The 21,321-nt window shown below is 36.7% G+C and carries 16 protein-coding genes; 3 read left to right on the top strand and 13 right to left on the bottom strand.

Annotated elements, in window-relative coordinates; translation table 11 throughout:
• Window positions 1–413: 413 nt before the first annotated feature.
• The 6 genes from GTK47_RS07880 to GTK47_RS07905 all read right to left on the bottom strand — a co-directional run bounded on the left by GTK47_RS07880 (window position 414) and on the right by GTK47_RS07905 (window position 10,094).
• Entirely contained in the window at window positions 414–878 is a 465-nt protein-coding gene (locus GTK47_RS07880; protein ID WP_165122666.1) for a hypothetical protein, read from the bottom strand.
• Window positions 875–5,767 (bottom strand): RHS repeat-associated core domain-containing protein, encoded by a 4,893-nt coding sequence (locus GTK47_RS07885; RefSeq protein ID WP_241256081.1) that lies wholly within the window; start codon window positions 5,765–5,767, stop codon window positions 875–877. The genes GTK47_RS07880 and GTK47_RS07885 overlap by 4 nt, the downstream gene beginning before the upstream one ends.
• A 15-nt stretch (window positions 5,768–5,782) precedes the next feature.
• The gene (locus tag GTK47_RS07890) at window positions 5,783–6,139 is read right to left on the bottom strand and encodes a DUF4150 domain-containing protein (RefSeq protein WP_165122667.1); all 357 of its coding nucleotides are present in this window, start codon (window positions 6,137–6,139) and stop codon (window positions 5,783–5,785) included.
• Window positions 6,132–7,343: a DUF2169 domain-containing protein gene (locus GTK47_RS07895; RefSeq protein ID WP_165122668.1), complete on the bottom strand. Its 1,212-nt coding sequence runs from the start codon at window positions 7,341–7,343 to the stop codon at window positions 6,132–6,134. The genes GTK47_RS07890 and GTK47_RS07895 overlap by 8 nt, the downstream gene beginning before the upstream one ends.
• A gap of 10 nt (window positions 7,344–7,353) precedes the next feature.
• Complete coding sequence (tssI, locus tag GTK47_RS07900) at window positions 7,354–9,474, bottom strand: type VI secretion system tip protein TssI/VgrG (RefSeq protein ID WP_165122669.1); 2,121 nt, start codon at window positions 9,472–9,474, stop codon at window positions 7,354–7,356.
• A 101-nt stretch (window positions 9,475–9,575) separates the two neighbouring features.
• Window positions 9,576–10,094, bottom strand: coding sequence for an Hcp family type VI secretion system effector (locus GTK47_RS07905; protein WP_036939804.1), 519 nt, complete (start codon window positions 10,092–10,094; stop codon window positions 9,576–9,578).
• 974 nt (window positions 10,095–11,068) lie between these two features.
• Here GTK47_RS07905 and GTK47_RS07910 point away from each other — a divergent pair.
• The 3 genes from GTK47_RS07910 to GTK47_RS07920 all read left to right on the top strand — a co-directional run bounded on the left by GTK47_RS07910 (window position 11,069) and on the right by GTK47_RS07920 (window position 14,097).
• Window positions 11,069–12,484, top strand: coding sequence for an FAD-dependent oxidoreductase (locus tag GTK47_RS07910; RefSeq protein ID WP_088494837.1), 1,416 nt, complete (start codon window positions 11,069–11,071; stop codon window positions 12,482–12,484).
• Window positions 12,485–12,757: 273 nt separating this feature from the next.
• A complete protein-coding gene (locus GTK47_RS07915) occupies window positions 12,758–13,285 on the top strand; it encodes a hypothetical protein (protein ID WP_165122670.1) in 528 nt (175 codons plus the stop codon).
• Window positions 13,286–13,803: 518 nt separating this feature from the next.
• A complete protein-coding gene (locus GTK47_RS07920; protein ID WP_165122671.1) occupies window positions 13,804–14,097 on the top strand; it encodes a helix-turn-helix transcriptional regulator in 294 nt (97 codons plus the stop codon).
• 148 nt (window positions 14,098–14,245) lie between these two features.
• On the opposite strand, the gene GTK47_RS07925 is transcribed toward GTK47_RS07920, so the two are convergent.
• The 7 genes from GTK47_RS07925 to tssF all read right to left on the bottom strand — a co-directional run bounded on the left by GTK47_RS07925 (window position 14,246) and on the right by tssF (window position 21,310).
• A complete protein-coding gene (locus tag GTK47_RS07925; RefSeq protein ID WP_206535885.1) occupies window positions 14,246–14,983 on the bottom strand; it encodes an ankyrin repeat domain-containing protein in 738 nt (245 codons plus the stop codon).
• 413 nt (window positions 14,984–15,396) lie between these two features.
• Window positions 15,397–16,038, bottom strand: coding sequence for a hypothetical protein (locus GTK47_RS07930; protein WP_165122672.1), 642 nt, complete (start codon window positions 16,036–16,038; stop codon window positions 15,397–15,399).
• Between the two features lie 10 nt (window positions 16,039–16,048).
• Window positions 16,049–17,434, bottom strand: a complete 1,386-nt coding sequence (locus tag GTK47_RS07935) for a VasL domain-containing protein (RefSeq protein ID WP_165122673.1) — start codon at window positions 17,432–17,434, stop codon at window positions 16,049–16,051.
• A gap of 85 nt (window positions 17,435–17,519) precedes the next feature.
• The gene (tssE, locus tag GTK47_RS07940) at window positions 17,520–17,948 is read right to left on the bottom strand and encodes a type VI secretion system baseplate subunit TssE (protein WP_088494841.1); all 429 of its coding nucleotides are present in this window, start codon (window positions 17,946–17,948) and stop codon (window positions 17,520–17,522) included.
• A gap of 2 nt (window positions 17,949–17,950) precedes the next feature.
• A complete protein-coding gene (tssJ, locus tag GTK47_RS07945; protein WP_165122674.1) occupies window positions 17,951–18,508 on the bottom strand; it encodes a type VI secretion system lipoprotein TssJ in 558 nt (185 codons plus the stop codon).
• Window positions 18,489–19,583: a type VI secretion system baseplate subunit TssG gene (tssG, locus tag GTK47_RS07950; RefSeq protein ID WP_165122675.1), complete on the bottom strand. Its 1,095-nt coding sequence runs from the start codon at window positions 19,581–19,583 to the stop codon at window positions 18,489–18,491. Before tssG ends, tssJ begins: the two co-directional genes overlap by 20 nt.
• Window positions 19,547–21,310 (bottom strand): type VI secretion system baseplate subunit TssF, encoded by a 1,764-nt coding sequence (gene tssF, locus GTK47_RS07955; protein ID WP_165122676.1) that lies wholly within the window; start codon window positions 21,308–21,310, stop codon window positions 19,547–19,549. Before tssF ends, tssG begins: the two co-directional genes overlap by 37 nt.
• Window positions 21,311–21,321 lie beyond the last annotated feature (11 nt).

Here is a 21,321-nt window from a genome sequence, read left to right on the forward strand (position 1 = left end):
TTTCTCTATAGAGATAAAGGGGGCGCTCTCGTTGTTATAAAATCCATCAACATTTTTGGAATCAATATCAAGAAATAATACATTATCTATATTTTTGCCTTCTTCATCATTAATAAAAATAATATTTGTTGTTTTTTCTAAGGAAAGATGTAGATATTTTTTTAAAAAAAGTGATGGATTTTTTCTTGTTTCATTTTATGGACTATTGTAAGTAAGATGGTATTCTATTTTTATTAAATAATTGCTTGGTATTGAATTACTAAGATATATGAATATAATTAGATTATAAAGTTAACAACAGAAACTGATAACAATACGTAAGTTAATGTTGGAAGTTATCAGTTCCTAAAAATTGCATGGACTCTTAAAAATAATGAAACCAGAAGATTCTAGGTTCTTCTAGCTGACTAAAGTTATTCAACTTCATAAAAGGTCATACAAAATCCTTCTTCGCCATATAAACCATCATCCGTAATAATGAATTCAAATATTTTATTTGGGTATAGGCTTTTTAATCTAATATTCCAGAAATACTTAATAACTTCACTAAATACAGTTATCAGCATATAGTCATCACTAGCTTTATCATTTTCCATCAAAAAAAACTGACTAATTGGAAAAACATTACTTGCCATTTCTAATGTTTTTTTATCTGTTCCATATGAATCATTTGGGTATACTTTTTGGTCATTATTTTCACTTCGATAAATAACGCCATCTATTTCTATGATTTCGGGGCAAAATAACGCAGAGCAGGCAATAACTGCTTCTAGTCCAACACAATTCGCTACAAAGTTGGTTAAGCTAAGTTCTGTTGGAAAATCAGACGGGAACTGACCAATAAGTTTATTAGACACTATGCTTTTATGTAATTTCATTCTAATCCCCATAATTTTTTTATTTCATTAGGTATTTCTCTACCTGCAAATTTTGTATCACTACCCGTTCGAATAAAATATTGTCCTTTGGGTGAGCGATTCCATTCAACTATTTTTATTCTTTCTTTACTTATATCTGCAATTCGGCGACCATCAGGACCAAAAATAATGATATGTCCACCTGTAGTTTTAGAGTATGTAGCAGGTTCACCCATCATAGGTAACTTGCCTCCACCTCGCCCAGCATCAAGAATTTGCCCATTAAATTTCAAGTTTCTAAAATATTCAATATCTAGAACTTGTCCTTTTGAATCAATCAAGAATCGGTTTTTATCTTCACCTGAAGAGCCATCAAGTTTCGACGTTCCACTTAACCCAAACGGATCAACCCACCCAGTCGGACAATGCACATACCCATACGGATTAAAGCCACCTAATAATCCGATAGGGTCAGGTGAAATATATTGCCCTGTATCCTTATCATAGTAGCGAAAGCGATTGTAATACAAGCCACTTTCTTTATCTTCATATTGTCCGGCAAAACGAAAATGACATTCGGTATATTCAGGGTCATTATCGGCATAATCATCATGAGATTGCCAAAATGCCATTTGTCCCCAGGTATTTAACCGTCCTGCCCAGCTAACAATGCCTTTTTCGCTAAAGATTTCGCGCGGTGTACCTTGATGGTCAGTGACGACATAATGCAGTTTTCCACGTTGATAACGGGCTGTGGGAGTGATTTCGCCGGGCTGATAGAGCCACTGAATTTGCGAATCATAAGCAGGGGTGCCATCGGCATAAATCGGGGTTTCTTGCACCATCTGGTCGCCAGACCACAGGTAATCAACACGCTGAACACGTTTATTTTTAAAGGGTGAATTGGGCGGTGAAATAGGGCGATTATCGACCACCTTACTTTTACTGAGGCGTCGCCCAAAAGCATCGTAAGTGTAACGCCAGCATTCCCCTTCAGGATTAAAACAGGCAATAAGTTGGTTAAGCGTATTCCATTGGTAATACCACGTTTTTGCTCGAAAACCGTGTTGATGAACCACTTTTTGCGTTAATCGACCATTAATGTCGTAGTGATAATCTTGATAACCTTTGGCGGTGATACGGCGAGTGACACGGCCTTTTTGTTGCTGTTGTGCCAGTTGTAAAAACGCACCTTGCGCATCAGGCGGGATAAACTGATGCTCTGTGATGTTCAGGTTGTTATCGTACTGAAACTTCTCGCTTTGGCGTTCAAACTGGTTGCTATATTGCGTTTCAATAATTTGGTCGTTGGCGTTATAGCGATATTGTGTGCGGTTCCAGCGAGCATCATCGATATTGACCAGATTAAAGGCTTTATCGTATTGATAACCTCGATGAACATCGGTCGACATCGGGGGTTGAAGTGGATTATCGTGTAGGGATTGTAAAAAGGACTCCGTTCCTCGTCCTGCACGTTGATGGACCAATAATCCGGTGGCGGTGTAATGGCTGGAGTTGGCAAAACCCGCTTGGCTTTGGCGTAAAAACTCTTGTCCTAGCGCGTTGTAGCTAAACTGCAAGGGTGCATGTTGATTGACTTGCAGTGAGGTCAGTTCATGAAGTTGACCAAAGGCATAATTAAGTTCACGCTCACCAAAGCGGGTTTGGGTGAGAATATCGTGCTCCTCATCCCATTGGTGCGTAATCTCTTGTCCGTTTATCCGTTCACAACATAAATGCCCTTGGTCGTTATACTCAAATTCCACCACCGAATCAGGATTGGTGGCACGAATAAGTTGTAAACGTTTATTGTATTGATAAGTGGTTGTAGAAAGGCATTTATGCTCAATATCATCGGTAAGCCAAATGCTTTGTTCGGTGACTAACCCTGTCTCATCATAATGATAACGTAGCTCATGATTATCAGGATAACGGGTTGCAATACGTCGTCCTAAACGATCGTAGCGATATTGAATTTCACGTCCAGCAAAATCCACTTCACGAATAATTTGACCGGCTTTATCACGCTCATAAGAATAGACATCGCCGGTGGCGTTGATGACGTTTTTGAGTCGAGTAAGTGAGTCATATTCAAAGCGAATTTCCGTCCCATCAGGGCGTATTGTGGCGAGTAATAAATCAAAGGGGCCATAGCGATAGCGCGTAGTTTTGCCTTCGCCATCGGTGACAGCAACAACACGGCGTTCGCTGTCATATTCAATATGTTGATGAATATCATCAGGCAATAAAATATCACTGAGACTGCCGTTAACACCATCATGCTCTTTGCTGTATTGATAGCGAGTGGTGTGGTTTAGCGCATTGGTGACTTGTAGCAAGCGACCTAGCTCATCGCTTTGGTATTCCGAGCTATGTTGATAAGGGTTGGTGCTTTTTATTAATTGATTAGCTTGGTTATATTCATAGTGCCACTGCGCACCATTTGGCTGAATAGCTTTGAGTAACTCGCCATGTTGGCTGTATTCATAGGCTTGCTGGTGACCTTGCGGATCGGTAACTGTGGTTAAATTGCCTTTATCGTCGTAGGTGAGTTGCCATTTATCGCCAAAGGGGGAGACATAGCAGGTGAGTTGCCCATCGTCATTATATTCATAACCCACTTTACGACCATCAGGTAGATGGATTTGTGCTAGAAGCCCATCAGCGTGATAAATATATTTTGTTGTATCACCAAGATCATTGGTTTCACTGACTTTTCGGTGATCTTGCCACTGTGTTCGAGTCTCTCGACCTAAAGGATCGAGTACACGAATAACTTGCTGATCTTCATTGTAATAATAGCGAGTTTGACCACCTTCATTATCAATATAAGTATTGATAGCTAAGGTATCGTCATATAAAAAACGATCACACCAATAACCACTTTCTGAATAGGTTTTGATGACACGGCCTTGCGTATCATATTCAAGCGTTAATTCAGTTTGGTCAGTATCGCGCCAACTTGTCATCCAACCTTGGGCGGTATAGGTATGGAATAAGTGGTTTTGCTGAAAGGCATCACATTCACTTAAATAGCCCTGTTTATCGTATTGACAAGAGACTAAACGTTGGACTTTTGAATCGAAGGTGTAATCAATAAATTGTAATTTATCATATTGATAATGCAGATTTATTTGAAAACCATCATAACGAATAAGTTGATTTAATTGTCCTTTATCGTTATATCTGAAATGAAGTGATAATCCTTGTAGGTTGCTGATTTTTATCAGCCGATAATGCGATGATTTTGCGGTTTGTGCTTCAAAGTAATAAAGGCGTTGATGGCGATTATCACGTATCCACAATCCCGTTTTTTTATTACCTAACAGTAAGTAATGAGGAACACGTTGGTTACGTGAGCACACTTCGTCAGAGGGAGTCAAAAAGGTATAATGATTGCCATCTGGATCTTGAAAATCAACACTGTCATGATGCAGTGTTAACGACATTGACCAGTTATCTCCCCATTTACTGCCAAAAAGCCCTTTAGGCGATTGGGTAGAATAGTAAGCCCTATTGAGTTCAATAGGTAAAAGGCCGGGGATCGAAATAACAGGCCAAATCTGGATAAAGTCTCCACTCACTAAATCAACGGGATCACCTTCAGTATTTTTCTTTTGGTTATCTTGGCTTTTCCCTGTATCAGAGCTCTGGGTATTGTTTTTTTCATCATTAACTTTCGTTGATGGTGTTTCTGTTTTAGGCGTATCCGTTGTTGCAGGCTTTTCTTTGATGGTTGCACCTGAGTCTGGTTTTGCACTTTCTGTGGGTTTAGGTGCAACCTCGGTGGATGGTTTTGCATTATCAACAGGATCAACTGGTTTTTCTGGTGCTTTATTTATTGGTGTTGTGTCTGGTTTGATATTATCTACGTTGGTGATTGGTTTTTCTTTTGAAGCTGTTTTTGCTGTTGTTAAATCAATATTTCCAATGGTAGCATCAAGATCTCTACGTGCTTGATTAGATTTTGAAAAAACAGCTTTCGAACCATGCTTAAACACTCCCAAAATTCCTGTCATCAAGCTGGCACCTTCATAAAGAAGAGCTCCGCCTTTCTCTGCTTCACTTTCTAGCGTTGCTTTAATTTCACTAAAGTCGACATTTTTTGCTTTTTCAGTTTGATTTATTGCCTGCTGAGCTTGATTTTTCGCTATATCATCAAAACCAAATACTTTAGCAACAATTGCATTTCTTGCTGATGTTATCGCTGAGTAAAAATAGGAGACTGACGTTAGACCTTCCGCCATTTCAACGCCATCATTATAAAATTGCTTTATGGCACCTTTAGCACCTTCATCAGGATGGACAATAGCCTCTCCCATATTATTAAAGGCTTTATAAACTTGCTGGGTAGCTTCTGAAGGAGGGGAGTTTTGTGGTGATGAGTGAGTAATACTTCCCGCTACTGTTGCTGCTATTTTTTCATCATCATTTTCAGCAGAAACGACAGTATTGGCTTCTTCAGGTGTCTTTCCATCAGAAGAAGGAACATGTGTAATAATACCTTCAGTATTACCATTAGGCAGAACTTCATCTACTGATACTGAGCTAAATAATTGAGTAGAAGGAGGTAAGTTATCAAGATGGTATTTCTTAATTATTTCATCATATGTTTCGTAATCAACATAGTAAATAGGGTGGTTTGATGGTAAATTCCCTTCACTATCAAGTACTTTTATTGCTACATTATCACTCGATAAAGTAGCATGAAAATACATTTCTTGACCTGATGGTAAACCAACATAACCAGCACTATAAATATCGTCATTTGTGCTGGATATTGCATGACCTTGGGGGAGGCTATCGCCTGATTTTAAAGCACTACCCCATTGTTTATCAAAAGTATCAATATCAGTGTAATTATTTTTTTTACCCACTTCTGGTACTTCATAGACTAGATAAGTTTTCATAATCGATCTTCCTTGTTACTTCCCATTCATCCAAAACTTATCCCCATGACGTAAAATGGGTTTTTTATTGACCTTAACGCTTTTTGAGTGCTCTTTGGGGTAACACTTACCCGCCACGGTGCCACTTTTTATTCCTTTTGCTGCACCTGCTTCATCACCCATTGTGGTGGGAATAACACTTTGATTAAGAACAACAACAGGGTGGTTATTTGCTCTAACTGTTGGCACTGAGCCGACAGCGGTTTCGAGTTTTGCCACAACGGGATAAGGGATCGGCGGAGTTGAAGGCCCTATCGGTGTTTTGCAAACATCGGGGACTAAACTAATGACGAGCCAAGCATCTTGTTGTCTTGCAATATAATTATCAGCCATGAGTTTGCGCCTCTTGTGGTTGGGTAAAACGCACTAAAGGTGCATCAGGATTGATTTCAAAACGCGCTTCACAAACGCGAATAGGAAGTGATACTTCAAAAGCTAATCGATAAGTCAGTGCAAGTTGCTGTTTTTCAGCATCAATAACAAGCGTGTCTAAATTCAATTTGATAGGAATAAACAAGCCATCTTGCATACGCAATAAAACAAAAGGGCGATGCTCAGGTAATGTGGTTTGCAAATAACCTTGAGGGGTTAAATTCTCTAATTTCAATGTGAAATTAGTTTTCGGGTAAGGAATTTGTTGGTCAGCGGGCGCGCCATTCCAATATTGAAAATCAAAATCATAAGGTAAATACGGATGGCGAGAATTAACCCATTTATCATCATAAGTACCTGCTAATAAACGGCGCGGTAACCATGCTCGACCAATAACACCAAAACCCGCGGGTTGTTGTTGAAAAGTGCTAGCATTGAGTTGCTGATTCATCCAATCAGCCGTAATGGGGGGGCTTAATGATTCAATCTGAGGAGCTGAAAATGAGGTAATACCTTTTGCTTGCTGATACCACGGAGTGATAAATCCTAGGCCTAATGGATTATATTCATAAGCAGCATGTGCAATAGGCGCTGATTCACCCTCGGGATGATTAACACGCACTGATCCAGGTAATAAATTTTCTTTATTTAATGTGTGTTGTAATTGTTCATCGGCATAGATCTTATTTTCCCCCCCAAAAGCATAACGGTAATCTATTGGTAATTGTCGTATAGGTTTAGGTAGTGTTAATTGCCACGATTTTTTTTGCTCGTCATAAATGAATTGCCGAACACCTGTGCAACGTAATGGTTTATAAAGTAAGGTGTTTTTTTCTGCATCCATTAAGGTGACAGATGCGATAATCGACTCGCTAGGAATGCCATTAGGTGCATACGCCATTCCTTTTATGATCACGTCACAAAATGGTTTAAAGGGGGCTAAATCACTCTCATAAAAAACAGAAGACGTATTGATGGTTGATACATACTCATCCTGTAAAATCAGCGGAAATTTTGTTGAAAGATGAGGCTGGTAAACACCCGTTTCTGTTGTGGGCAGTAAGTCGTAACCCACTTTCATCACGACAACATGATGCTCAATATCAGAGGTATCTAACATCTTGTAATTCATGACTGAAAACGGGGTTAAGTTGCGAAATTCCATTTTCACCTTCTTAATTCAAGTCAATATCTTTGCCCGAGATCTGCACCGGACCTGAGGCTTCAAAACTAAATTCTGTACCATTAATGGTGATATGGCCTGCACTATCCATTCTTAACACGCTGGCACCACAACGCAATTCAAGGGCATCACCTGCATCAATCGCTAACGTATTACCCACACTGATTTTTTTATGCTGACCGACAGTTTCGGTGTTATTTTCATTGATGGTTTCAGTGCGATTACCTTTTACCTGCATCTCTTGATTTTTATCGATGATCTCAGCGTGGCTATTGAGTACATGCGTGGTGCGATTGTTGAGCACCACCGTATTCATATCCTTCTGCGCATGAATAAAAATCTCCTGCTTGCCACCCGCATCTTCAAAGCGCAGTTCGTTAAAACCATCCCCTTTATGAGTTTTGGTTTTGATTGTTGTGCGGGTCATATTTTCAGGAAATTTCAGCGGGGGTGCGTTGCGACCGTTATAGGTGCACCCTGTGATAATCGGTCTATCAATATCGCCATTAAGATAAGAGACAATCACCTCTTGCCCGATACGCGGTACGGTAGAAAAACCATAGCCATTGCCATTCCAACCCATTGCTACACGTACCCAGCACGAGGCACTGTGATCGGGCTTGCCATAGCGATCCCAATGAAAATAGACTTTTACGGCACCCACTTCGTTGACGTAAATTTCTTCACCGGGAGGGCCTACTACCGTGGCAACTTCATCGCCATCAGCCGTCGGTTTGTAATGATGTGGTGGTCGCCATTCTTGTGTGCCAGGAATAAATTCGACGTTATTAGAAAGCTGTGTACCTTCGCCACCGCTGTTATCTGCCAAGGGTTGGACGCCATGATGCGAAACCTGAATAACTTGCCAGTTATCATTCATCATTAAACTAGGGTGATTGCTCAGCGAGAAAATCTTGCCCGGCATTAAGGCAAAACAGTTGGTGCTGGCGCGTCCAACACGACTGCCGTTGCGCAGTTGTTCAAAACGAATGGCAGTTAAAGGGGCAGCTTGTGCATCTTCTTGAAAGCGCCCATAGCTTTCGAACACACTATGTTGGCCGCCTTTTTCTAATTTGGCTTGATGCGCTAAGGGGTAAGAAGGGCGGATAAAGTTATTATCTTTTTGAATGGTTTCATCCACACAGAGATATTCGCCGTATTGCCATGTGGTCGCTGTGCTATCCGTAATATCGCTTTCAGCTTGCGGGTTATAGGTAAGATGAATGCCTGCCGTCATGCCCATATGTTCATCGCTATAAAACAGTTGGTTCTCTTCAAACCAAAAATTAATTCCTTCTTCAAAGGCTAAACGACACCAAAATGCATAGGCAGATTCCCGTTTTTGCGTGGTATAGGGGCGTTTTTGGTGTAAATCATCACGGTAAAATTTGCTGTCTGCTTTGATATGGGCTTCTTCTAACAGCGTTTTTAAAATCTCAGGCACTTTTTTATGCTGGAAAATACGGCTGTCTTGATTTAGGGTCATGACCCACATTTCAGGGCGAATATCGAAGTGATACCACGTTTTTACACCGTCGGTATTGCCTTGTACGGCACCTGCTAAGATCCCGCGTACAGTACGTACTTCTTTGCCATTACGCTTAACAGTTAATGAGGACGCCACACCCAATAGCGATTGAAAATCGATAAAAGGTAAGGTGGTGACGGCGCTAATGGACAGCGAAAATAAACGTGATAACCCTTCGTTTAAATTAAATTCAGTGACTTGAAAAGTGCTTTCCGGTAAGCCTGCAATTTGGCAAGTGAAGACTAAACCAGAAGGCGATACTGCGCCTAATAGCGAATCTAACAGCTGTGCATAGGCTTTATTTTTAGCCAATCCTTCAGAGAAGGTCAGCCCCGGTACATCGTCGTTATTTATTCCACCGGCAAAACCGCCGCCGGGAATAAGCGATGAGGCTTGAGAGGCCATTGACGAGGCTTGAGAAAGCCCTTGTTGTGCCATTTTTGCTGTAGCGAACGCTTGCTGAGTAGAGGCCGAAAGTGTTGATGTTGCTTTAGCAATCGCTAGATCCTGCGCTTTATTGAGTGCCTTCTTTTTTAATCCACCAAGCTGAGAGGTGAGATTATTTTTTTTATCTTTCGCAAACATCTTTCGCTCCAATATCCACTGAGCAAGCTACCGCTTGTTTTGTCCATTAAGAAAATACAAAGAAACACCCACACACCTTGGTGTGCAGGTGAAAAGAAGGATTAACCTTCGAGAGGGGCGCGCCAGTCGTCAGAGCCAGACGTGCCTGCAACCGTGTGTTCCCAATCAATTTTGCGATAAGAAAGAGACACTTCGATCAGTTGTGTGAAGTCAGATTTTGCTGGATCTTGGCAGTGTGGCATTTGGCAATCGATGTTGACGATAGTCGCATCGGTTAATGTGGTGGTGAAGAAATGCTCTTGTTTCCCTTCAACTGAAGTGCGATACCATTTTAAGGTGGTTTTCGGCAGCATTTCGCCTGAGGCTAATGCGTTATACAGCAGAGGAACGGCTTTGTTTAACGCCACCGTAAAACGGAATGGTTTATGGGCACGTTGACCTGAAGGCTGACCTGATTGTGGATCAGTCGGCACAGTGACTACGTGAGAGAATGCTTGCACCAGCATTTCATCTTCGTGGCCTTGAACATAAATATTACCGACGGATTCTGCGGTAAATGCACCCGCAGTGATGTTACCTTGAGTTTTCCCTTCGATAGAGATATAGCATGGAGTTGGCATGGCAAGTCCTTAATTTACAGTGAGTAATCGTTTCTCAACAAAATCATTTTGTTGAAGTCCTTTCGATAAAAATCAGCCAGTGCGCACTGCGATTTGATAAGAGTAGCTTAAGTAATTTTGGAGGGAAGTAAAGAAAGAGGGAGAGAGAAAGGGCGTTGTATCCTCGTAGGATAAGTGACTTAGCGTAAAATAATTGTTCACACGATATTTACTGCTTTCGTTTCTTATAATAAGTGTATTTACTTATACAATTTACTTTCGTAAATGTCCGAAATCTCGCTAAAGCCAGTCTGTTCTAATGTACATGGATTTTTAATATGTAACAAAATGTGTATTTTGTTTCAAATTGTAACAGCGTTGATTTTAAAGGAGAAAAACAGACTTATTTTATAAGGATAATCTAAAAAAGATTTGTTTTGCTGTTGGTTTAAAAATGAACACTTAAAATTTGGTTATACAAAGAGATAAATATAATCTTAAGTATGGTCATTTTAACTACCGCCTTATTTTCTTCTGAATCACCATCAAATAACCAGTCCCTTGTTATGTTTCCTATCATTACTTCCTTTTTAGGTGCTCAATTTATTGTTTTAGTAACACTAGTGATTTTGTGGATTATTTGTTAATCAATTTATTTTATCCAACTTGTTTATTTTAATTTGAATGTGTAATCAACTCATGCTTAACAAATGGGTTGTAGACCTTTAATAGTGAAAAATTTTACATATTGATGAAAAAACCAAGAAAACAACTAGTTTGATATACTTTAATTTTACTTAGTACGCTTAAATAATCCATAAAAAACAAAGTAATAATTAATCCCCTTCTTTGTATAAGTAAATTAAATAGTACGGATTTTTAAGAAAAAAACAGATGAAAAAGTTTACAAATACTTTACTAATAGTTTACAAATGAAATAAGATATCGTTATTGTTTTAATGCTAATAATTCATTGAGTAAAAGGAACGAGTAAAATGGCGATATCTAGAAGAAAATTTATCATTGGTGGAACAGTCGTGGCTGTAGCGGCTGGTGCGGGAATTTTAACACCAATGTTAACTCGCGAAGGGCGCTTTGTTCCGGGTACGCCAAGACATGGCTTTGTTGAAGGCACTGAAGGTGCTTTGCCAAAACAAGCTGATGTTGTTGTTATCGGCGCGGGTATTCTTGGTATTATGACAGCGATTAACCTTGTAGAACGTGGTTTATCTGTTGTGATTGTTGAGAAAGGCAATATCGCTGGTGAGCAATCTTCAAGATTCTATGGTCAGGCGATTAGCTATAAAATGCCAGATGAAACGTTCTTATTACACCATTTAGGCAAACATCGCTGGCGTGAAATGAATGCGAAAGTAGGCGTTGATACTACTTATCGTACACAAGGTCGCGTTGAAGTTCCTCTTGATGAAGAAGATTTAGTTAACGTAAGAAAATGGATTGATGAAAGAAGTAAGAATGTTGGCTCAGATATTCCATTTAGAACCAAAATTATTGAAGGTGCTGAATTAAATCAACGTCTTCGCGGTGCGACAACAGATTGGAAAATTGCAGGTTTTGAAGAAGATTCAGGTAGCTTTGATCCAGAAGTTGCAACCTTTGTTATGGCTGAATACGCCAAAAAAATGGGCGTTAGAATTTACACTCAATGTGCGGCTCGTGGCTTAGAAACACAAGCTGGTGTGATTTCTGATGTTGTTACTGAGAAAGGTGCAATTAAAACCTCTCAAGTTGTTGTTGCTGGTGGTGTTTGGTCACGCCTATTTATGCAAAATCTCAATGTTGATGTACCAACACTGCCTGCATATCAGTCTCAACAGTTAATCAGTGGTTCACCAACAGCACCGGGTGGCAACGTCGCTTTACCGGGAGGCATTTTCTTCCGTGAACAAGCCGATGGTACTTATGCAACCTCTCCTCGTGTTATTGTGGCGCCAGTAGTGAAAGAATCCTTCACTTACGGTTATAAATATCTGCCATTATTAGCTCTACCTGATTTCCCTGTGCATATTTCTTTAAATGAACAATTAATCAATTCATTTATGCAATCAACACATTGGAACTTAGATGAAGTTTCTCCATTTGAACAGTTTAGAAATATGACTGCACTGCCAGATTTACCTGAGTTAAATGCTTCATTAGAAAAATTAAAAGCAGAATTCCCTGCCTTTAAAGAATCTAAATTAATTGATCAATGGAGTGGTGCAATGGCTATCGCACCAGATGAGAACCCAATTATTTCAGAAGTTAAAGAGTACCCAGGTTTAGTGATTAATACAGCAACAGGTTGGGGGATGACAGAAAGCCCTGTATCAGCAGAGTTAACGGCTGATTTATTACTTGGTAAAAAACCTGTTTTAGATCCAAAACCATTTAGTCTTTACAGATTCTAATCGATCTAATTTAGAAAAAACCTTCAAATTTGAAGGTGCTCCATAAAATTGGGGGCATTTATTAAGTAGCTAATAATGCCTGATTTCGATATTTAATCGTGATCAGGCTTTTTATTTTTATAAAATTATTATTTAAATAAAAGGCGTGTTTTTTGTACTTAGGATATATCTAATTCACGATTAAGATTTATTTATATTACATTAGTTAATAGAAATAAAAATGAATTTATATTTATTTTTATAAGTAAGTCATAATTTGATAGGTGGGAAATAATGAGGAAAACACATTTAGTAGGCATAATATTACTTTTTTCATCAGCTACATTTGCGACAGAAACCCAAGAAACAAGTGCAATAAAAGAGGGAGTAAAAGCCTTCACATCTAATTTAACTATTGTAAGTAAAGATGCCTTATCTGGATTAAAAGATGGAATTGACGAAGGACGTCAATCTGGTAGCAGTGTAGACGGCGCAGTCATTATTTATGATAAAGATAATCTGAAAAAATACACAACAGTTAGAGCGCTTTCTGTTGAGTCTACGGGTGGAAATAATTATTTAGTCACTATTGCTGTTAAAAATAACTCTGACTCTCTTATCCGTTTAACAAACTTAAATGAAAAGAAAAATATTTATGCTATAGATGCTGATGATTTTGTAGCATACTTAGGTGGTATTCAGGAAGATGTAAATATTCCAAGTAAAACAGCGATAAAATTGCGATTAATTTTTAAAGATGCAGAAGGTGAACCCGTAAAATTGCGTTTTTATGATGAAGAAATTGAATTAAAGAAAAAATAAAATATCTGCGGTTTTATTTTAAACCGCAGATAGATACCAGTTTTAAATTCTATTTTTATAAAGCTTAAAGAATAAAAATATTATAAATGTTAAATTTATTGTATCTAATAAATAACCAATATATATTTTCATAATATTTATTATTAATTAATAATAAATATACCAACATAAAAAACCATTGATTATATCTATGGTTTTCGGAGTAAATCTCTCTTCTTCTATAAAAATACAACTAAAAATCATCTAACTTATTGATATCTATTAATTACGTATTCGATATTTAATACTATTGTATTACTCTAAATTTGATGTGTGTTAAAATAACATATAGAAATGTAAATTATTTTAAATTTAAAATATCGGAATAACCTTATTAACAGAATTAGTAAAATTAAGTAATGTTACGGTTATCCAACAGCTAATGATTAAGTATTTTCAGTTTATGCTTTGATGGTTTATAAACTATAATTCGGTGTTTTATCGATGTAATCATCTAATGAAAGAAGGAGAGTAAAGGGATGATTAACACCAAAGTTGGGAATAGAATAAAAATGATAAGAAGACAATTGAAAATAACAGAAAATGAGATGTCTAAAAGGTTGGGAATAAGCATGCTACATTATTCTCAATTAGAAGATGGGCATTTAAAAATAACTGTAGATCAATTGATTACTATTTCTTATATACTTGGTGTTACACCTCAAAGTCTTATCTTAGAGGCTAAGAAAACAGATTTTATGGTTTTTGAGGATAAGCAGTCGATAACACAGCCAAGTGAGATAGTTATATTTAGAAAGAAGAAAGTTGTTTAAATGGAGTGTTGCTATCTTATTTATTGATATTGAGTTCTGATAAATATATTGAATCGTTTTTTTAGTTGCTCTAATTAAAATACTATTTCTCAAAGCTCAATGACTAATAGCACAAAAGCCATCTTATTATAGGATGGCTTTTGTGCATTTAATGGCAGGATTTTGTACCTGTTATATGATTTATAGCACCGTTTCTAATCAACAGTCTTTGCATATCTTTAAGATTATTTTGGCAAGCATAACTTAACGCACTGTGGTTATAAGAAAATAATGATTTATCTTGCGTTGTAGTAACAAGATTAACATCTGCACCTTTAGAAATAAGGTATCTTACGGTATCAAGACGATTATTGCTGGCTGCAATCATAATAAATGTTTCTCCATCGCTTTCTACTCTTTGGTTATTGAGCTCGATATCGCTTCTCATTAGGTCGTGAATTTTTTTTACCACATTGACATTATTTCCTAAGACTGCCGATTTAAAAACATTATAAACATCGCCTCTATCCGTTGCCCAAAGGCTTGCGCCTTGAGATATGAGGTAGTCTACCATCTCTTCATCACCAATAAACGCAGCCCACCCTAGAGCTGTTTGCTCTAAGCTTCCCGTGTCTTTTGCTTCGATATTTTGACCATTGGCAAGCATCTTTTTAACTTCATTTAAATCACCATGTTTTACAGCATCAAACCATAGTGCATTCTTGCCTGTACTTGGTGAAGTATAGAATACCCGATGTGGTAAACGTGATTTATTAGCCAACTCAATCATATCAGAATAATTTGATTTAAAAGATTGATACTCGGGTGGATTATTTTCATTAATAATCAATGCTTGAGCGCCAAAAGAAACCAATGACAATGAAATAACAAACATTTTTATATTCATTTAAACACCTTACAATCTAAATAATTAACAAAACTTATTACAATTAGTTTATTAAAAATTAATATTTATTAGTGTTGATAATTGAAACAGAATGTAATTAAGATGTGTTTTAGTAATACGTATTTTTAATAAAGATAAATCTTATTAATTGATTTGTTGCTTTAGTGATTAAAGATACGTGCTTTTACTTGTATTTTCTTGAATATAATGAGAATTATTTGTTTTTAGTCATTATATGACAATTTAATCATGTCATACACTGATGGCTTAACACTGTGATTTTATTATTATCTTCTTTTTTAGTTATTAATTTAAAAACTATTCTGTAATAACTCGTTACTTTTTAATGGATATTGCTATCAGTATCAAAAAATAGTGCAATTATGATAGTTTTGAAATTTTCAATATTTAAATTAATGATAGGTGATTTTGTCTATTTTATAGCTTTCTTCATCTATTGTTATTTTTGATTTTAATGTTGAATGATTGTTTTTAATTATCAGTTCTTCATTTGAACTGTAACTTGATTTTGATTGAGAGTCAGTAAAAGTTATATTTAAACTAAAATCATTTTTTTTGCTAAAAATATAGAGATTAGCAGAGGATAATTTATAATCAGGATAACGAATATCTCTTTTCTCATAATCAACTAGTGGTAATTTATTTTCTTTATTGTTCATAAGTAAGTATATTTCTGATTCTATTACCTGATTTTTATCATTTTGATATGCAAGAGCTAATAAAATTTTGTATTCATTCTCATCAGGAAATGTAAAGTTTATTGAACCAATATTAGTTTTAGAAGATAAAATATCTTCTTGATTTAGTGTAATATCTGCAACTTTTATTGGTCTTGGCTGATTATTATAATAATTAATAACAGGTTCTGATTGAGTATTTTTAGATGGGCTTATTCTTTCATCCTCAGAGTCAAAAATTATTTTAATAAAATCTATAGGGCCAACAAATATAGCTCCTCCATAAGGTGAACCCATAATGCAACCACTTAATAAACTAACAATGATAATAAGGATCAAGCTTCTTATAAAGTACATATTGTTTTCCTTATTTAGAACGTAATAACGAATATCGATTTAATAGTTGTTTAAAATGATTATCTATTTGTTGATATTCATAGTCTGAAATTGCATTTTGTGTTGGTTGCTTTTCAAGTAAACGTAGCTCTTCTTCTAAGGGTTTGGCTTGATTGAAATGTTGGCGAGCTTTGAAAATAATAGATTTAAGTTCAGAGCCTGTAATGTAATTTTTAGGATTACCATCAAAGCTATCTAACCTTTGGCTTAATCCATCAAGTTCAGCCATGCCTTTAGACCATTGATTGAGTTGTTCATCCTTTGTGGCATTTATTTTAAGATTATTTTTCCAAAGCTGCGTAAATGATAAAAGCTCTGGATTATCTTCATATTGCTCATTCAAATAACTGATGACTTCAAGTCCATAATTCTGTGCCCATGTGGGAGAAAGTAATGAGAGTTCATCTAAACGTTGTTGGATCACATCGACTTGCTCAGAATTAAGCACTCTTGTTATATTTTTACCATTTGCAGTTTGTTGTTCAATAAGAGAACCAGCATGGGCATTAATGGTTGGTATATAAGGAAATGCATCTGCTAGATTGTTATTTTTTAATTCAGATAACCAAAAATAAAATAGGATAACAAAAAATAAACTACTGGTTAATGTGCCAATTAAAATCCCTCTCCATAACTCCTGTCGATATGTCTTTTTTATAGAAGGCTGTAATGAGATGGAAGAGGATATATAGGTTTTTGGGGAGGTAATACTGTCATTAATATTTGGGGGTGTAGAAGATGTAGATAAAGTCGCATCGATAATTTCAGATGGGATATCTTCTTCTTTATTAACAGTAGAGGATAATTCAGGAGCGTTAAAATTACTATCTAATGTGTCTGCATTCTCTAATTGCCGCGCTTGAGCAATAACTAAGTTCTCTAAATAATCAAATTGAACAAGATGTTTAATTTCTAATGTTTGAAGGTGATGATTGATATTCTTTAATAATTCTTCAATTTGATAAAGGATAGATAAGTCGGAATAAACAAAGGTTGTACCACGAATACCAGAGACTAACTGTTGGCTTAAAGATGAAAGAATATTGATACGAGTATGTGTTTGTACTGGCCATAATGTTTGCCAATGTTGAGTCAATATATTATGAATAAGGTAAAGCCCTTCATTTAGACCATCAACTCCAGCTTGGTATTGACGACATACGACAAACCAAGAGGCGGTCTGAAGATCGACACCATTTTGATTAAATAAAGAGATACACAATTCATGGACATACTGCCAATTAATATCTGGGCGAGCTGGATGAAAACGTTTATCAAGTTCTTCTTTAATAGCAAGAAATTGATTAAATACACGAGGATCACCTCCAATTGAAAGTGAATCTAAGTAAGAATTCATAGTTGCCTCAAGTTAATTTAAGGTCTCAATAATATAAAAATAAATCTAAATAAAGAAAATTAAGAATAAATAGAAAGAAATAACATCATGATAAATAAAATTGTTTTTTTAAATGGTGGAGAAATATTCTTCCATCAGGTGAAAACTCAGTACCATAACGTATAAGTCCTCTTTCATGTAATTCAATATCTAAAGAATAACACAATTTTCCAAATTCATTTTCAGGTAATATACCTAGTGTTACTGATTTTATTCTAGGTTCATATTTTAGTAATGTTGTTGATAATATAGACATTACTTTATGCGAACTTCCAGGTAGTCCTTGAATTATTTTGCTCATATCAGGTAAACCGTAATCAGGAAGATGTTTTAGTGTTCCTGCTCGTGAATTTAATATTCGACGAATATTATCCATAACAGAAAGAATAACCTGATCTTCTTCTGATATAGAATCAACAGGTAACCCACCTGAAAAATAACCCGTTAGCATTTCATAAAGAGAGGGTTGTGGCATCGTTATTTTTTATCCAAAGGTTGTAATGTAAGAGTATTTTCAGCAAGTTCAATTTTACGTGCTTTATCAGGATCGAGCTCATTTTTAGGAATAACAATTCGCCAGTTATTTTTAGTTTCATCTGGTGTGTGAAACATTGTGGCAATAGCAACAAATTCGGTTTCTTTCTCCATTGGCATATCGAGAGAAATAGATTCTCCTGGTCGAATGCGTAGATCTTTTTGTGCTAATAAAGAGGATTTTAAAACATCATTATTTTGATTAAATAGTGAGAGGTAATCACTATTATTAAAAGCATCTTCTGACTTTAGTTGGAATACTCGAACAATAACGGAAAGTGATGAACCATTATCATCGGTATTAAGTGCTTCTCTTGCAATAAAATCCAAATGTAATGTTTTGATTTGTTTATAAAAAATAGATTTAGTTAAAGAGACAGTACCATCACTGATGGTTTGAGTTAAACCACAACCTGCGATTGCAAATGTTACTATAAATAACAGTGCCAATCGGTGGGCGCGAGAAAGAAATGTTTGCGATTTAAAATTGATAATTGCCATATTCATCACTTTTATAATGTTGAGTGCGGGGGGTTAGATATTGGTAAAAGCCAAGTCCAATGGTGATAAAAGACGCTGTTAGTGTTTCAATCGGTTTGTGAGGTCGCATGACCGCGGTTCTACCTAATTGCACGCCTTGGTTTTTAGAGGTGCTCAATGTTGCATCAGGTAATAAATTTCTAGGTAATGTTAAACGGAGTCGAGCATTAACCCTTGATCCCAAATAAACGCGAAGTAATGCCATAAAGTCTTGATAAATACTGCCATCAGGTAACCAACCTTTTGCTTCTTCCTTATTTTCAGTGTGTAGTTTTATTAATACTTGGCTATTTACATCAATAGCATAGCGACCTAAAACGGGCTTATTTTCTAGTGTTATCGGTTGTAAGCACGACATGGTTATGGGGGTGTCGAGCGCAATTCTTCGAGGATCATGAGGCACAATACTGACTTTTGTTGATGGCGCTAATAATTTTACTAACGCGCTAATACCTTCGGCTGTGCGTGTTGGTAAACGTAAGATCCCTAATAGCGCTAAAAAGCGAGATAAGGGGGATTGCACATGATTAGCACAGCCCGGAATACCTAAACCAATTAAGCCATAAAGATATTGTGATGTTTTATCTGATCCTCCTTCCCCAAACGTGGCGGGATAAGAGTATTTTCGCCAGATCCGATAAAACTGAGTTGTCAGGCGATGGTTAAAAATATCTAAAAAATCAGTGAGTGAATCCGTACCATCTCGATATTGTGCAATATCGTCAAGGTAAGATGTTGGAAGTGGTGATGTGATACCATAAAGTCCCAAAAAAGTAGTATGTAAGCTTGGTACTGTACTTTTTCGATATTTATCTAGAGGATCAATACCTTTGATCTCTGTCGCAGGAAAGCCCATACCACGATGTGGTCGAAAGCGAATGGGATCGGTTTTTGGGTCATGAGAACTTCCTAATTCAGGTAATTCGGGGCTAGTTTTTTCAAGTAATTGACAAAAGCGATAAAAATTCACATAAGGTAATTTTTCGCCTAACGCCTGAATTAACGGGGTAGCTGTGGGTTGTGGCTTTCTTTCCATTGAATTCGTTTTCCTGTTGGCAAGATAATCAGAGTTAATTGATTAAAAAGATGAACATCGGCATAAAGTACAAAAAAGCGATTAAGCATTTCACCAAATAAATGAATATCACCTTCACCATTAAAGCCATTGCTATCAATCGTGACTTCGATATCAATACCTCGTTGTAAAAAACCTTTTTCAAAGCGTTCAATTAAATGATGTTCAACATGAATAATGGCATCGAGTTTTCGATGGTTCATATCATCATCTCGCCAATCGTAAAGTGCGAGAGTGCCTCGCAGTACTTCGGCATTATCCATCATGTTTAGAAAGCTTGAACCTAAATGGCTTAGCACTCGCCAGTGGAAACGATCTTCTGAAGGAGGATAAAGAGGAAGTGTTGGCTTACACAAATTACATACAGTGAGTGGGATCTGTAAGGTTTGTTCTGTTCTATCAAGCAAGGTACTTTGTAATGCTTTACGCGGTAATTGCCCATTAGTGCCAGTGAGTTGCAATGAAAGGGTTTCTGGCTGAGTTGCTAAATCAATCTCTTGTTTTTCTCCCCCTAATATAAGCCAAGTATCATGAAGTCCTGTAACACCACGTTTTACTCGGGTATGATAATAACGTTCAGGTGCGTTATGGCGTAACATACCTCCACGATGGCGAAAGCTGGTAAAGGGTACATAAATCGCTTCATTTGTACGTTGAGAGCCATGTACGCTATCAACGCTATAGATTTCAGTGTGTCCATCTTGAACACGACGCGGTCGTAATAAATATTCGCTTTCTAATCCATTAACAGTGAGTGGATCAGCTTCTATATTGAAAAGGTTAATAACGGGTACGCAATGTAAACGGATATTTTCCTCATTTAATGTAAGAGAGTTATCCCATAATGTATTGAGAACAATATCTAATTCAAATTCAGCTGTTTCTTCAGGAAAATGAATATCATCTAATCCATTAAGTGAAACAAACATAAACTTTTCACGGAAAGAAAAATATTCGAGTAATAATTGATAGCCACTAAATGTGGTATCTCCTTTAGGCCAAAGAGTGTCTGTATCCTGAAATCCTCCCGGTGAAAAATAGAGAGGAATTACTATTCTATCTTTTGATTGAGGGAGTTTTAGATACGTTTTTGCAACTTGTTTAGTTAATGCTAAATGCAGTGCATTGGTTGTCGGAATATCGCCAGATAAATAAAATGAGAGTTTATGAAGGTTAATTTCAGACCAATTAATCATTTCACTGCATTTAAATTTCAGTCGAATAGTTGAACGGCCATCTGGCTCAGTCGTTAAGTTTACAGCGACAATTTTTATTGGATTAAGCGTTAAATCTTGAGTTGTTCGATAATGACAAATCGTTCTTTTAGGGCCAATAGGGCGAGAAAGTACCTCAAATTGAGCAGGAACCTTATCTGCTATTTTCATTTTTTGAATATCTGGGGCCAATTCAATAATTGATAGTGAAGGAATTGTTTGTAGATAGTGAGGCCATAATAAGCTGACAAGACCTTCTGTTAATTCAGGCAAATCATCATCAATTTTTTGTCTTAATTGCCCCATTGAGAAAGCAAAGCCTTCAAATAAGCGCTCAACAAAAGGATCGGGTGTACCTGCTTTATCTAAATCGAGCATTGCAGCTCTATCGGGATGTGCTTGTGCAAACTCTTTGGCAGCTTCTCTAAGATAGCGCATTTCTGCATCAAAATAGCGAAGGGTTAAATCGTCCATTAATTTGATAC

The organism is Proteus sp. ZN5 (genome assembly GCF_011046025.1).
Taxonomy (GTDB): Bacteria; Pseudomonadota; Gammaproteobacteria; order Enterobacterales; family Enterobacteriaceae; genus Proteus.